The 13,940-nt window shown below is 54.4% G+C and carries 17 protein-coding genes and 2 tRNA genes; 12 read left to right on the top strand and 7 right to left on the bottom strand.

Going from position 1 to position 13,940, the window contains the following annotated elements:
* Window positions 1–60: 60 nt before the first annotated feature.
* Window positions 61–864 (bottom strand): flavin monoamine oxidase family protein, encoded by an 804-nt coding sequence (locus CGL_RS01175; RefSeq protein ID WP_011013486.1) that lies wholly within the window; start codon window positions 862–864, stop codon window positions 61–63.
* A complete protein-coding gene (locus CGL_RS01170) occupies window positions 864–1,883 on the bottom strand; it encodes an alcohol dehydrogenase (protein ID WP_011013485.1) in 1,020 nt (339 codons plus the stop codon). Before CGL_RS01170 ends, CGL_RS01175 begins: the two co-directional genes overlap by 1 nt.
* A 113-nt stretch (window positions 1,884–1,996) precedes the next feature.
* On the opposite strand from CGL_RS01170, the gene CGL_RS01165 reads away from it, so the two are divergent.
* Complete coding sequence (locus tag CGL_RS01165; protein WP_011013484.1) at window positions 1,997–2,761, top strand: LysR family transcriptional regulator; 765 nt, start codon at window positions 1,997–1,999, stop codon at window positions 2,759–2,761.
* 256 nt (window positions 2,762–3,017) lie between these two features.
* On the top strand, window positions 3,018–3,302 hold the full coding sequence (locus tag CGL_RS01160) for a hypothetical protein (RefSeq protein ID WP_011013483.1): 285 nt from the start codon (window positions 3,018–3,020) through the stop codon (window positions 3,300–3,302).
* An 85-nt stretch (window positions 3,303–3,387) separates the two neighbouring features.
* Here the strand turns inward: CGL_RS01160 and CGL_RS01155 are convergent, their stop codons facing one another.
* The 3 genes from CGL_RS01155 to CGL_RS01145 all read right to left on the bottom strand — a co-directional run bounded on the left by CGL_RS01155 (window position 3,388) and on the right by CGL_RS01145 (window position 4,800).
* Window positions 3,388–4,296, bottom strand: a complete 909-nt coding sequence (locus CGL_RS01155; protein ID WP_011013482.1) for a DUF3800 domain-containing protein — start codon at window positions 4,294–4,296, stop codon at window positions 3,388–3,390.
* A gap of 313 nt (window positions 4,297–4,609) precedes the next feature.
* Window positions 4,610–4,682, bottom strand: a tRNA-Arg gene (locus tag CGL_RS01150).
* A 29-nt stretch (window positions 4,683–4,711) separates the two neighbouring features.
* Window positions 4,712–4,800: transfer RNA gene (locus tag CGL_RS01145), tRNA-Ser, on the bottom strand.
* A gap of 126 nt (window positions 4,801–4,926) precedes the next feature.
* Between CGL_RS01145 and hisC the strand changes: the two genes are divergently transcribed.
* From hisC to CGL_RS01130, 3 genes are read left to right on the top strand one after another with little or no spacing between them, the layout of a single operon-like run.
* Complete coding sequence (gene hisC, locus CGL_RS01140) at window positions 4,927–5,952, top strand: histidinol-phosphate transaminase (RefSeq protein WP_011013481.1); 1,026 nt, start codon at window positions 4,927–4,929, stop codon at window positions 5,950–5,952.
* Window positions 5,942–6,364: a phage holin family protein gene (locus CGL_RS01135; protein ID WP_011013480.1), complete on the top strand. Its 423-nt coding sequence runs from the start codon at window positions 5,942–5,944 to the stop codon at window positions 6,362–6,364. Before hisC ends, CGL_RS01135 begins: the two co-directional genes overlap by 11 nt.
* Before the next feature lie 2 nt (window positions 6,365–6,366).
* Window positions 6,367–7,281 carry an ABC transporter ATP-binding protein gene (locus CGL_RS01130; RefSeq protein WP_011013479.1) on the top strand — a complete coding sequence of 305 codons (915 nt, stop codon included), beginning with the start codon at window positions 6,367–6,369 and terminating at the stop codon, window positions 7,279–7,281.
* Here CGL_RS01130 and CGL_RS01125 read toward each other — a convergent pair.
* Window positions 7,278–7,535: a MoaD/ThiS family protein gene (locus tag CGL_RS01125; RefSeq protein ID WP_003863405.1), complete on the bottom strand. Its 258-nt coding sequence runs from the start codon at window positions 7,533–7,535 to the stop codon at window positions 7,278–7,280. The two genes, CGL_RS01130 and CGL_RS01125, sit on opposite strands and share 4 nt — an antisense overlap.
* A gap of 159 nt (window positions 7,536–7,694) precedes the next feature.
* Here CGL_RS01125 and modA point away from each other — a divergent pair, with 159 nt between their 5' ends.
* The 7 genes from modA to CGL_RS01090 are packed head-to-tail and all read left to right on the top strand — an operon-like array spanning window position 7,695 to window position 12,970.
* The gene (gene modA, locus CGL_RS01120; protein WP_011013478.1) at window positions 7,695–8,501 is read left to right on the top strand and encodes a molybdate ABC transporter substrate-binding protein; all 807 of its coding nucleotides are present in this window, start codon (window positions 7,695–7,697) and stop codon (window positions 8,499–8,501) included.
* Window positions 8,482–9,321: a molybdate ABC transporter permease subunit gene (locus tag CGL_RS01115; protein ID WP_011013477.1), complete on the top strand. Its 840-nt coding sequence runs from the start codon at window positions 8,482–8,484 to the stop codon at window positions 9,319–9,321. Before modA ends, CGL_RS01115 begins: the two co-directional genes overlap by 20 nt.
* A gap of 3 nt (window positions 9,322–9,324) precedes the next feature.
* Entirely contained in the window at window positions 9,325–10,509 is a 1,185-nt protein-coding gene (locus tag CGL_RS01110; protein WP_011013476.1) for a molybdopterin molybdotransferase MoeA, read from the top strand.
* A gap of 14 nt (window positions 10,510–10,523) precedes the next feature.
* Window positions 10,524–10,994 (top strand): cyclic pyranopterin monophosphate synthase MoaC, encoded by a 471-nt coding sequence (moaC, locus tag CGL_RS01105; protein ID WP_011013475.1) that lies wholly within the window; start codon window positions 10,524–10,526, stop codon window positions 10,992–10,994.
* A complete protein-coding gene (locus CGL_RS01100) occupies window positions 10,991–11,452 on the top strand; it encodes a MogA/MoaB family molybdenum cofactor biosynthesis protein (protein WP_011013474.1) in 462 nt (153 codons plus the stop codon). Before moaC ends, CGL_RS01100 begins: the two co-directional genes overlap by 4 nt.
* Entirely contained in the window at window positions 11,442–11,900 is a 459-nt protein-coding gene (locus CGL_RS01095; RefSeq protein ID WP_011013473.1) for a molybdenum cofactor biosynthesis protein MoaE, read from the top strand. The genes CGL_RS01100 and CGL_RS01095 overlap by 11 nt, the downstream gene beginning before the upstream one ends.
* Complete coding sequence (locus CGL_RS01090; protein ID WP_011013472.1) at window positions 11,897–12,970, top strand: ThiF family adenylyltransferase; 1,074 nt, start codon at window positions 11,897–11,899, stop codon at window positions 12,968–12,970. The genes CGL_RS01095 and CGL_RS01090 overlap by 4 nt, the downstream gene beginning before the upstream one ends.
* Here the strand turns inward: CGL_RS01090 and CGL_RS01085 are convergent.
* Window positions 12,962–13,855: a type IV toxin-antitoxin system AbiEi family antitoxin domain-containing protein gene (locus CGL_RS01085; RefSeq protein ID WP_011013471.1), complete on the bottom strand. Its 894-nt coding sequence runs from the start codon at window positions 13,853–13,855 to the stop codon at window positions 12,962–12,964. The two genes, CGL_RS01090 and CGL_RS01085, sit on opposite strands and share 9 nt — an antisense overlap.
* Window positions 13,856–13,940: the final 85 nt, after the last annotated feature.

Raw genomic sequence — 13,940 nt, 5'->3', positions numbered from 1 at the left:
CTCTCCCCTCAACAAGCCCGATTTCAGGCGCATCTGAGCCTATCAGGGAAAATACGAGGTTTAAGATTTTAGATTAAATCCTGTTTGAAGCGCAGCCTGAATTCCTGCACGAACTGCGCCTTCAAGGTGTCCACCAAACTCAGTGGCAACTTCCGTTGATGCCCAATGAATTCGCCCATGTCCGAGTGGTTGTTGGAACAGCTCATGCCCAAAACCCCCAGCCGATGCGGCTTGTGTGGGTAAGGTGTATTTCTCCTTTGCCCAATTCATCACAGCTATATGTTGTGGATGCGCTGCTTTTCGCACGTCAGCTGGTAAATCTAGGGTGAAACCAATCAACTCGGCAGCGAGTGCCGGTGGAACCGCAATGATGACGTGCTTTGCCCTCACAATCTGTTTGGAAGACTTCACAACGATTTCCCCATCTTCCTCACTGAGAGAATGGACGGGGTCCCCGAGTTCTAAAACTCCTGGCTTGAGCTGGGCTGCAAGCCCGAGCGCAAGCGAGGAGGCCCCTGCTTGGAACCTGCCTGAAGCAGCGTCTATGGGGTTACCCCGCAGGCGGCTCGGGGCGTCGACAAGCGTCTCAAAAAGCGCATCACCCTCGATGGCCTGAGGGAATGTGCCGAGGCCGAGATTATTGACGAGTTGCTGCACAAGTGGTTCGTTGAGCCAGAACCATGTTGCGCCGAGGTCCAGGAACAAATCGGACTGTTGGACAGACACTGCTCGGCCGCCAACTCTTGAGCAGGCTTCGAAGCATTTGATGTTTAGACCTGCGCGGTCCAACAGTTGCGTGGCGATGAGGCCAGAAATGCCGGCTCCGACGACAACGACATCATAAATTGGGCTTGCTGTTGGCATTATGAATTCGGCTCCAAGACAATACGGAAACGTGGTTTACCAGCTGAAATACGTGCAATAGCCTCGTTGGCTTGATCGAGAGGCATCCGTTCAATAAGCGGTTTCACGCCATGGAGATGAGCAAATTTCATAGTCTGTTCCGTGTCATTCGCACTTCCAGTGAGGTGACCTGTGATGATCTGACGGTTCATCATCAATTGGGCTGCCGAAACGGTGATATCTCCCCCATCAACTCCGATAATGGTTAGCTGCCCGCCAATAGAAAGACCGGTAGACAACTCCGAAAGAGGCTCCGTGGTGGACGCAGTAGACAAGATCAAGTCAGCCCCGCCAAGTTCAAATAACGCCTGGCCAGGGTGCAGATCATTGCTATCGATGTAGTGGTTGGCGCCAAGTTGCCTAGCTAGCTCCTCACGCTCTAAACCGCGGGCGATGGTGATGGTTCGATAACCCATTTTCGCAGCAAACTGAATAGCTAGGCGCACTAAACCGCCGATTCCAAAGACCGCGACAGCCGCACCGGGATCCAGCTTCAGGTTTCGCAACGCATTGAATGTTGTCACACCTGCGCAGCCCATCGGGGCGGCCTCGTAAAAGTCCATGCCATCTGGAATCGCAGCAAGAGCCTCCGCTGGAACAACAATATTCTGTGCCCAACCACCCGCATAAGAAACGCCAGGAATCTTCCGCTCTCTGCAATGCACAGGATCACCTGCACGACAAAAAGCGCAGTCACCGCAATTGCCACCAAACCAACCGATTGCAACGCGATCACCAACCGTCCACCGAGATACGTTTTCACCAATTTCCGCGATGGTTCCTGCAATCTCATGACCAGGGGTAACAGGAAAAACAGTGTGCTTCCCCGATGCTGCTGCCGTGCCAATATCTGCATGGCACACACCACTAGCAGCGATTTCCACGCGGACTTCCCTCGATTTCAACGGAGCAGGTTGCACGAGATTCGCGGCTAACGGTGCACCGGATTCGGATACCTGCATGGCAATGTATTTGGGCATTTGGTTCTGCTTTCACTAAAGAACTTCTGAGCGCGCTATCGTTGGTCGATGCTATTGGTCTGGGTACTTCTCCGGTAGACCATCACTCTGAATAAGGGGGATAACATATAGTTATGACCAAACGGCTCAGCCTTGAAGGGCTCCGCTATGCGCAGGCCGTCGCAGAAACTCACTCATTCAGCGCAGCAGCCCGCGAATACGGAGTCACCCAACCTGCGCTATCCAACGGCATCGCCAAACTGGAAGATCGGCTCGGTGAACAACTCTTCGATCGATCTACTCAAGGCGTCACCCCGACGTCCTTTGGCCTCCACATCCTCCCCCTGATCCAACGCGCGCTGACTGAAATCGACGCAATCACCGCGGAAGCGCACCGTTTGATTAACTCAGAAGCACGCAGCATTCGAGTTGGAATCTCCCCACTTATCAACCCTCAACTGGTTGCACGAACATATACCGCGGTTCGTGAGCTTCCCACAGCACACGACCTAGTACTCCGCGAAGCAAACATGAAAGAACTACATGAAGGACTTCTTGCAGGTGAACTTAATGTAATTCTCATTCCCGCAGTGAAACCACTACCCCATTTTGAACACCGCATCATTGACTCCGAACCAGTCGTTATCGTCGAATCCACCCAGGACAGCACCGACCCCATAGAACTTCGCGAGACTCAGCACGAACCGTTCATTCTGGTACCCGACACATGCGGTTTAACCACTTTCACCAATCAACTGTTTGAAACAAATGACCTGGCATTAAACGCCTATTCCGGCGAAGCAGCCAGCTACCAAGTACTCGAACAGTGGGCCACACTTGGACTCGGATCTGCAATGCTTCCACTTTCTAAACTCAGCTCCCCTACAGCACCCCATTGACCACTCCGCGAACAAGGCCTCGACGTGGAAATCTTCTACGAAGCAGTGTGGTCACCTGGAACAAATTTATCCGAAGATATAGAGAAACTCGCGCGCCTACTCACTGAAACCGAAAGCTGATCATAACTATTACTTATGGTCACATTCATCAAAATCACCTACTCAAACTTTCCTCTGCGCCATAACGTGAAGTGAGTGCCGGGGCAGTCCCGGCAGCACCCAAAAGCGCATTTTTGATACGAAAGTGAGTCATACGATGGCAGCATTTCTAGAGATCACCTTGAAAATCAATGACGAAGGCCGCCCATCAGCAGCTGGCGTCTACCAGGAATACAAGCAACCATTCCTCAGCTCAATTGCTGGCGCTACAAGCAAAGAACTCCTCATCCGAGAAGAAGACGTGCAGGTGCTCCACGGCTGTGACACCGTAGCTAATGCTGAAGATTATCTTGTCAGCGAACTGTTCACGGCCGATGTTGTCGGTGGTCTAGCTCCACTATTGCAGGCTGATCCAGAGATTCGTATTTACCAGGTCGCGTAACTGCTGTGGCAGGCTCATCGCTTTGGAGTTGTGCTGATAAGACGCCACAACTCCAAAGTGAAGGACTTGTTATCCTCACTAAAAGCTAACGAGAGTTTGCCCTGTCAGAAGCCGCCTTGATTTGCATCGCCCGCGCAACCCCCACGCGAGAACCAATCGCAGTAGCTGCATCAAAACTAAACATAGGTCGATTTCTCTTTAATATGTCGCTCGTATTGAAATCTTCACAAGGACGATTCCGTAAGAGATGCAGTTTAGACTCCAAAGTGAATGAACCATAAACTTTAAACGTACTTATATCGTCCGCTATCCATTGATATCTGGAGTCTTCAATTAGTTGCCTATCTATAGCACGTGAAACATAGGCAGCAATCCAGTCCGCAAACTGAATGTTCGACGACAATGCACTATCAACATGCATGGGAGGTTCAACGATTGAACGCATTTCTGGATGCTCTCCCGATCTAGAAAAGATATGAGAATACATTTCAGCGATTCGCTCTTTCCTAGACTTTTCGTTGATGCTGTCGACCAGAACCATTAGATTTCTATCTTCGCGATTCGCCTGAGTTGCGAGACGATTGAGTGTCTCACGCATTGCTTCCCGTTCACGTCCTACTTGATCTAGTTTCGTCTGTCGTGGAGTCCCGATTGGTTTTTCATCGACGTAATAAAATAGATGTCCACCCAGTTTTTGAAGACGTTCTACCAGAGAACCAAAAATTCTAAGGTTTTCAGGTCGGACAATTGGAGTATCCGGACGAAAGAGGTCGGCTCCTTTCACTTCCCACCTTGCAGGATTAGGTGCATTAACTATTTCCGTGGAAAAACGGATTCGCTTTTGTTTTGTAAATTCAGAACCAAACGCCCGAGCGTTTTCAGCTGGTATCAAGAAGCCGGCATACCCGAAGGCCGGTGATGTCTTGTATCGAGGATCCTGTCGAGAAACGAATGCCCCAGTTTCACCCACTTCGTCAATATAACCCAGAAGCAAAATTCCCCCTCACAACGACAAAAGCCCGTACTTAATGCACGGGCTTTAGCGGTTGGTGCTGAGGACCCTATTTCATGCCCCGCTTCCACCTATTAAAATAACCCGTGATTTTTACCTTAGCAAGACCGGGTGACACGGTTACCCCCATCGTTTTTGCTCTAAAACAACGGCATTCGAGAAGCAGACAAACAGCAATCAGTTCCGTCTTATTTAAGTTCCACGCCGCGTCCCTGTCCTAAATTACAAACACCAAATACTTGACAAGCATGACAAAACCCCAGGCAAACAGCGTGTTTACCTGGGGTTTTACTTGTGCGCCCGGAGGGATTCGAACCCCCAACCTTCTGATCCGTAGTCAGATGCTCTATCCGTTGAGCTACGGGCGCTTTCTCGCTTGACCGAAATCAAGCTAGAGCGGAGACGAGAGGATTTGAACCTCCGGTCCCCCGTTAAGAGGACAACTCATTAGCAGTGAGTCCCATTCGGCCGCTCTGGCACGTCTCCTTAGTTCGCTCGGGCTGGCCGATAGAACCGATATGTTACAGTACCCCCTCTTGCTAAATTTCAGCAAACCTGCAGGTAAATGACTTAATCGGATGCGTGTCCATAGGGGCTAGTACTGTGTAAATCATGATTAGAGCAGATTTGGCAACTATCCCTACTTATGTCCCTGGCCGTCGTCTTGTTGATGCTACGAAGTTATCTAGTAATGAAGTTAGTTTTTCCCCTCTCCCGGCAGCAGTTGATGCGGTGACGGAGGCTACTTGGGGGGCTAATCGGTACCCGGATATGGGTGCGGTTGAGCTCCGTGAGGCTCTTGCAGAGCATTTAGAGGTTGAGTTTGACCAGGTCACGGTAGGTTGCGGCTCGTCTGCGCTGTGTCAACAGCTGGTTCAGGCAACGTGCGCTCAGGGCGATGAGGTCATTTTTCCATGGCGCAGCTTTGAGGCTTATCCAATTTTCGCGCAGGTCGCGGGCGCCACTCCTGTTGCCATTCCGCTGACTGCTGATCAGAATCATGATCTTGATGCGATGGCAGCCGCGATCACTGATAAGACCCGCCTCATTTTCATCTGCAACCCCAACAATCCTTCGGGCACCACCATCACCCAGGCGCAGTTTGATAATTTCATGGAAAAGGTTCCAAACGATGTCGTTGTTGGGCTGGATGAGGCTTATTTTGAGTTCAACCGCGCGGACGACACCCCAGTTGCCACTGAGGAAATCCACCGCCACGACAACGTGATTGGTTTGCGCACGTTCTCCAAGGCGTATGGCCTGGCGGGCTTGCGTGTTGGTTACGCCTTCGGAAACGCAGAGATCATCGCAGCGATGAATAAGGTGGCTATTCCTTTCGCGGTGAATTCAGCAGCTCAGGCGGCAGCGCTTGCGAGTTTGAATTCTGCCGATGAGTTGATGGAACGGGTGGAGGAAACCGTCGAAAAGCGTGATGCTGTGGTGTCAGCGCTTGGTGCTGCGCCGACGCAGGCCAATTTCGTCTGGCTGCCGGGCGAGGGCGCCGCTGAGTTGGCGGCTAAATTGGCCGAGCACGGCATCGTGATTCGCGCGTTCCCCGAGGGTGCGCGCATTTCGGTGACCAACGCCGAGGAAACTGACAAGCTGCTGCGCGCGTGGGAGGCCATCAATGCTGGGTAGTCTTTGGCGTTTTGCGGTGCGCACCGCAGCAGGCGCGGTGGCGTTGTGGGTGGTTATTAAGCTTATCGACGGCATCTCCCTGAGTTTTCCCACCACACCTCTCTATCAGGACGGTCAGCACGACAATCTGCTGACATTCCTGGCGGTGGCAGCAATCATTGTCGTGTTGAATGCCACGGTGAAACCCGTCTTGAAGCTGCTTGGTTTGCCGTTGACAATCATCACCTTGGGTCTGTTCTCGCTGGTCATCAACGCGGTAATCATGCTGCTGGCGGAGTATGTGTCAGATTTGATCGGTTTCGGTCTACGCATTGAAACCTTCGGTGCGGCCTTCTGGGGTGCGATTGTGCTGGCGTTAGTGAACTGGGTTCTTGGCCCCATTACCGGCCTCCTCGGTGCAAAAAAGGACTAACCATGGCGGATCTGAGCATTGAACACGTATCAAGGTTTTTCGGCGATGCCATCGCCTTGAACGATGTGTCATTGACCGTCCCCTCAGGCTCCATCACCGCCATCATCGGGCCGTCCGGGAGCGGTAAAACCACGTTACTGCGTTTGCTGGCAGGCCTTGATTCACCCGATGAAGGCACCGTGAGCATTGGGAATAAGATCGCCAAGCTGGGTGACACTGCGCTGTGTTTCCAGGATTCGCCTTTGTATCCGCACCTTAATGTGTGGGAAAACGTGGCATTTCCGCTCAAGCTCAAAGCCACCAATACTGCAGATGAGGTGGTGAAAAAGCGGGTGAGTGATGTTTTGGAAATGCTCGAAATTGCTCCCCTCGCCCGCCGGAAAATTACCGAACTCTCCGGCGGGCAAAAACAGCGCGTCGGCATTGCTCGAGCACTGGTCAGAGACGTAGAGGTTTACCTTTTCGACGAACCGATGGCCCACCTCGACCAAGCCTTAGCCCGCGATATTGTGGCCGATCTGCGCAAAATTCAACAATCGTTGGGACTGACGTTTGTATACGTCACCCACAGCAAATCCGAGGCATTCGCGCTCGCCGACCAAATTGTCGTGCTGGTAGATGGCCAAGTCGCGCAGGTTGGTGAGGCGGAGGAGCTCGTCGAAAAGCCAAAAACCCTAGAAATAGCCGAGTTCCTCTCCCCCACCGAGCTCAATGTGCGCCGGCGTGGGGACGCCGTGGAGGCATGGCGACCCGAAGACACCCAGCTCGCCCGCGGTGGCACTGCGACCGTGGAAGCCGTGACGTATTTGGGCCGCGAGTGGCTTGTACAAACCACCGAGGGGCACGCCGTGTCGGAGGAAAAATTCGACGTCGGCGAAAGCGTCACGCTAACCCAGAAGAAGGTGTTTAGTTTCTAGCCGCCTGCAAAAGGAGGGAGCACATCCACTCGTGATGCCCCGCTGAGCGAGGCGGAAGAATCAGCCGAACGGCCATCGATAAGGAAGGTGCAGCGATCAAACACCTGCGCCAACGTCATGCCCGCTGCGGTGGTTTCAGTGTGCTGCTCACCGAGCTGTTTCAGCAGATCGCTGAGTGTAAGTTCACTTGGTGCCACAGTTTCCTGCGCCACCCCACGAGCTGCCCGAGCTGCCGCAAAATAATGAATGTCCATGTTGTTGAAACTTCCCTCTGGATTAAGTACTGAACTAATCGTAGGAAAGGCGCAGTACTTAAACAAGGAGCGTTTAATTTCCACCCAATCCCACTGAAAGTTTCCCACCCCACAGTTATGCTGATTAAGTACTGAACTTACCGTAGGAAAGGCACTCAGGTGAACAAAAGTATCCGTCGAGCTCTCTACAGTTTCATCACTATTTCGGCGGGTATCTCACTCGTAGCGTGCTCTTCTTCAGACACCGCAAGCACTACCACCCAGAATGCCTCTGCTACCGAAGCAGCTGGGGTTTCCGGAACCGCTAGCGTTTTCGCTGCGGCGTCTTTGACCAACGTTGCTGAGGATCTCGCGGCTGCGTTCAACGAAGACAATCCTGATGCAAAGTTGGAGTTTAACTTCGCTGGTTCTTCCGCGCTGGTTCGCCAGATCAGCGAAGGCGCACCATCTGATCTGTTCATTTCTGCGGACATCGCCAACATGGACGATGCGCTGGCACTTCCAGAATTTGCCGGCGCAACCTCGAAGGTCATCGCTACCAACAAGCTGGTGCTGGTCACCGCAGACGGCAACCCCGGCGAAATTTCAGAGCTTGCCGACGTCAAGGACTCCCTCGTTGCTATCTGCGCCCCTGAAGTTCCATGTGGAACCATCACCCACGAGGCTTTGGACTACGCAGACATCGAGTTGAACACCAGCTCTGAGGAAGCCAATGTTGCTGATGTCGCCACGAAGATTTCCACCGGTGCAGTTGATGCGGGCTTTGTTTACCAAACCGACGCTCAGTCTTTGGCTAAAACTCAGGACAACACTGTCATTGAACTCGAAGGTATCGACGCCAACGAATACCCAATGGCATTGACCACCACCGGTGAAGACAACGAGGTAGCGAAGGCTTTCGCAGAGTTCCTCAGCAGCGATCGTGCCAAGGAGATCCTTGCCAGCTATGGTTTTGGCACAAACTAAAAAGGCTCGTCGAAGCGAGAATCATATCCTCCCAGGGTGGTTGCTCATCCCAGCCACCCTGGCCATGCTGCTGATCATTGGACCTATTTTTGCTTTGCTGTTGCAGATCCCCTGGGATCGGTCTTGGGAGTTGCTTACCGCGCCGGAATCTTTAGGAACCGCACGGTTATCTATCGGAACTGCTCTGTTTTCTACCGCGCTATGCGCAATTGTGGGTTTCCCGCTAGCGTTGGCGCTGCATTTATATGAGCGTTCGCACCCCAGGGTGACATCAGTTTTGACGGTGCTGGTTTATGCGCCTTTGGTGTTGTCGCCGGTGGTGTCTGGTTTGGCGCTGACTTTTCTGTGGGGCAGGCGTGGTTTTTTAGGTTCTTGGCTTGATCAGGTTGGATTGCCGATTGCATTTACCACCACGGCTGTGGTGTTTGCCCAGGTGTTTGTAGCGTTGCCATTTTTCATTTCCACTGTGACTACTGCACTGCGTGGCATTCCAAAACAGTTTGAGGAAATCGCAGCTACTGAAGGCGCAACCCGCTGGGAGATCATGCACAAGATGATCATTCCGCTGGCGATGCCTGGAATTTTCACCGGTATGATTTTGGGATTCGCCAGGGCCTTGGGCGAGTATGGTGCGACACTGACTTTTGCTGGAAATATTGCAGGTGTTACCCGCACCATTCCGTTGCATATTGAGCTTGGTTTGAGTTCCAATGACATGGATAAAGCCTTGGGAGCGGTGATTATGCTTTTGGCTGTCTATGTCCTCATCATTGGAGCCATCGGAGCGTTACGATTGTTTTCCAAGGTGAGAAAGGTTTAATTGATGTCTCGTTCGCCGGAGCAACATTTGGCAGAAATTTCAGCGCTGCTTCCCCCACAAAAGTCCACGTTCGTGAATCTGCGCGAAGCGTTGGGACGCCGCACGTTTTCAGCGGTCACTGCGCAGTGGGATTCGCCACGTTTTGATAATTCCCAAATGGATGGCTTCGCGCTTGGCCCCTCACATCTTAACGGTGGCACCTTCGCAGTCGGTCCAACCATTCCCGCTGGTCATGATCCTGATCAGTGGTACCCACGAGGCATCGAAAAAGACATCGCGCCGATTATGACGGGTGCGCGCCTTCCTAAAAACACCGCCGCGATCATTCCTGTGGAGAAAACCACACCGGGAAATTTCGACGCCCCACAGGTAGAAATCCCCGCCACCCCGCAAGGTCAGTTCATACGGTTGCAGGGTTCGGATATTACTGCCGGCGACGAGATCATTCCAGCAGGTACGGAGCTTAACTCGGTGCACATCGGGGTGTTGGCTAGTCAGTCGATCAAGAGCATTGAAGTCGCAGCAAAGCCACGTGTCCTCATCATCACCGGCGGGTCTGAAATTTCAGAACAGCACGGACCCGCCACGATCCCTGATGCCAACGGCCCTCTGCTTCGTTCCCTGTGCGCCCGCAACAATATCGAGGTCATCGCGGGACTGCACACCAACGACGATCCTGAACGACTCCGCTTTGAACTGGAAAACGCCATTGACCAGTATCAACCGGATGTCATCATCACCTCTGGTGGTATCAGCCACGGTAAATTTGAGGTGTTTAGGCAGATCCTCGAAGGCACCCCGAACTCCTGGTTTGGACATGTCGATCAGCAGCCTGGCGGTCCTCAAGGCATCTCCACTTTTGCTGAAACTCCTGTCATTTCACTTCCCGGAAATCCGATTTCCACCTTGGTGAGTTTCACACTTTTCGTCGCGCCAGCGCTCAACCGCCAGCCGCTCCGCCACCTCGATGCCCGCATCACCGCTCCGGTCCAGGGCTTGCAAGACAATCGCGAGCAATTCCTTCGCGGCACCATCAGTTACCGCAACGGCCACGTCCTCGCCACGCCTCTCCTGGGCACCAGTTCCCACCTGCTGGTTCAAGCTGCCACCGCAGACTGTCTGATCAGGATCCCGGCGCGGACTACGGTGGAGGAAAACGACATCGTTAAGATTTACCCATTCAACTAACAGGAGTTAATTTAATGAGCGAGCTCACCCACGTTCGAGCAGACGGTTCCGCACATATGGTGGATGTGACGGGCAAAAATGAAACATCGAGAACTGCTGTTGCCGAAGGGTTTGTGAAGATGAGGGGGGACGTCGTAAAGCAGCTTTTTAGTGCTGGTCTGCCTAAAGGCGACGCGCTACCTGTGGCGCGGATTGCGGGTATCATGGGTGCGAAGAAGACGCCGGACATTATCCCTTTATGCCACCCGTTGCCGCTGGGCAAAATTACTGTGGATTTTTTTGAGCTTACTGATGGTGTTCGGATTGAGGCTTCGGTGAAAACGCGTGGGGTTACTGGTGTGGAAATGGAGGCGTTGACGGCCGTGAGCACTGCGGCGCTGACGGTATACGACATGATCAAGGCTGTGGATAAGATGGCCGTGATTGATGGCATTCGTGTGCTGTCGAAAACTGGCGGTAAATCTGGGGATTGGTCTGTTCAGTGACAGCTCTGGTTATCGTTGCGTCCACTCGCGCCGCTGCCGGGGTGTATGAGGATCGCTCTGGCCCAATTTTGGTGTCGTGGCTGCGTGCAAAAGGTTTTGACACACCCGCCCCCGTGATCGTGGCGGACGCCAACCTGCCCGCATTCCTGGACGAGCTGGAATTTCCGCAGGTAGTACTTATTTCAGGCGGCACCGGACTCACGCCTGATGACATCACCGTGGACACTTTAATCCCGCGCCTCGACAAAGAAATCCCCGGCATCGCCCACGCTTTTTGGAATTACAGCATGGACGCCGTCCCGACCGCAGTATTGTCGCGCACCGTCGCGGGCACCATCGGCGGCAGTTTCATCATGGCGCTGCCCGGCTCCACGGGTGCGGCGCGCGATGCCACCGCTGTCCTCGACCCACTCATTGATCACATCACTGGAACTCTGCAAGGCCACCATGAACACTGACCCCGCTTACGTCGCCGAACAAACCGGCAAACTCATCGACGCTTTCCTCACCACCGACCCCCTCGAACCGCTGCTCGACGCCGCCAAAAACGGCGTCTGCACAGAGGCGATGGGCGCGCTGGTCACCTTCGAAGGCATCGTCCGCGACCACGACGGCGGCGCCCGCGTGACCTCCCTGACCTACACCGCGCATCCCACCGCGCCGCAGGTCCTTTCTGCTGTCGCGGACTCCATCGTTGAAAAACACCCGCGCACCCGCCTCTGGACCGCGCACCGCACCGGCGCCTTGAAAATCGGTGACGCCGCCTTCCTCGTCGTCGCCGCCTCCGCCCACCGCGCCGACGCCTTCGCCGCCTGCTCCGACCTCGCCGACGCCGTCAAAGCCCAGGTCCCGATCTGGAAAGAGCAAACGCGCCTCGACGGCTCCACCGATTGGGTCGGCCTGTGAAAAACCTCGACATCGCCCGCTACCGCCGCCAAATTATGCTCGGCGAAATCGGCCAGCAAAAACAACAATCGCTTTTCGACGCTAAGGTCTCCGTCATCGGCGCAGGCGGCCTCGGGTCACCCGCCCTGCTCTACCTTGCTGGCGCTGGCGTCGGCCACATCCACATCATTGACGATGACCTCGTCGACCTCTCCAACCTCCACCGCCAGGTCATTCACACCACCGCTGGCGTTGGAACACCCAAGGCCGAGTCCGCGCGCGAAGCAATGCTGGCACTGAACCCTTCCGTTAAAGTGACGGTTTCTGTCAGGCGACTGGACTGGTCAAATGCACTTTCTGAGCTGGCAGATTCCGATGTGATTTTGGATGGCTCCGATAACTTCGACACCCGACACCTCGCATCCTGGGCCGCCGCAAAACTTGGCATCCCCCACGTCTGGGCATCCATCCTGGGTTTCGACGCCCAACTCTCCGTCTTCCACGCCGGCCACGGCCCCATCTACGAAGACCTCTTCCCCACCCCGCCACCACCCGGATCCGTCCCATCATGTTCCCAAGCAGGCGTTTTGGGTCCAGTTGTCGGCGTAATGGGCTCCGCGATGGCCATGGAAGCCCTGAAAATCATCACCGGCGTGGGCACACCCTTGATCGGAAAACTCGGCTACTACTCCTCCCTCGACGGCACCTGGGAATACATCCCCGTCGTCGGTTCGCCGGAGGTGCTGGAACGGGTGCTTGGGTCTGCTGGTGTTTCGGGGATTTCTGGCGGTTTTGGTGAGGTGCTCGATGTTCCTCGAGTTTCCGCGCTGGTTGACGGCGTTTCGCTCATCGACGTCCGCGAACCCTCCGAATTCTCCGCCTACTCCATCCCCGGCGCGCACAACACCCCACTGTCCGCCATCCGCGAAGGCGCCATCCCACCCTCCGTTTCCGCAGGTAAAGAGGTTATCGTCTACTGCGCAGCTGGTGTCCGCTCCGCACAAGCCATCGCAATTTTAGAATCCGCAGGCTACACCGGAATGAGCAGCCTCGACGGCGGAATCGAAGGCTGGCTAGATTCCCTAGGGTAAAACCAAGGCGTTGTGCCACCTAAACACCGGCCCAACGCCTTGCGTTTTCACCCTCCTCCGCGGATGCTTCCGTTTGAACTCCGCCACCTGTTTCACCAACTTAATGATCTCCCCCGTCGCATAATTCACACAATCATCCGTAAACCTCAACGGCACATGGCCTTGTACCACGGCTTCATTGCTCTTCCAGCGATCAATGATGAAATTCCGCCTATTCGCCTGGTGATACTTCCTGCTATCCACATCAATCAGCGCCACACCCACCACCTGAATATCCCACCGATACCCCTCCACCACCACATTCTGCCTGGTCCGAAACCCAGCATCCCGCAGCTCCTGCACCATCACCTTCTCCAGACCACTGTCCAAACCATAGATACACTCCTCCAAAAACTCCCGCAGCTGCGCCTTCCTCCGCGTTCTCAACAACTTCAGATCATGCGCCATCTGCTTCACCCCGCTCCCCGACTTATACCTCTCCTCCACTAATCTCCGCAGGTCAGAAGGATTCACACTCCGCTCATCAAGACACGTCGCAACCGTATCCACCAACGACACCACCCTAAACCCCCGATGAGCAATCCCATCCATCCTCTGAGACCTCCGCGCCACCACATTCCGCGACCCCCTCAACACATTCGACGTACTCACCCTCACCCGCACAGGCAACGACAACGACACCCCCTGATAAACCTCCACCGCCGACTTCCCATCCAACAGAGCACCCGGCCTGACCAGGCGAATCGCCGACCACACAACCTCCCCCGACGGCGGATCCAACGCATACACACCCCTCAACACCCGGTGTAACTTCCCCTCCTTCACCAAACTGTTGATCCTCCGCCGCGAATACCCCATCCCGATCAGTTCCTTCGCCGTCCACATCCGCCGTTTTTCTCCCATACCTACTTAGACCCCGAAACTGCGCTCCAGGTTCCCTGTTGGTGCAAAACAAGGCGAGTTTCCCAGC

It is taken from the genome of Corynebacterium glutamicum ATCC 13032 (assembly GCF_000011325.1).
Taxonomy (GTDB): domain Bacteria; phylum Actinomycetota; class Actinomycetes; order Mycobacteriales; family Mycobacteriaceae; genus Corynebacterium; species Corynebacterium glutamicum.
This window is presented reverse-complemented; position numbering and strand designations above follow the sequence as displayed.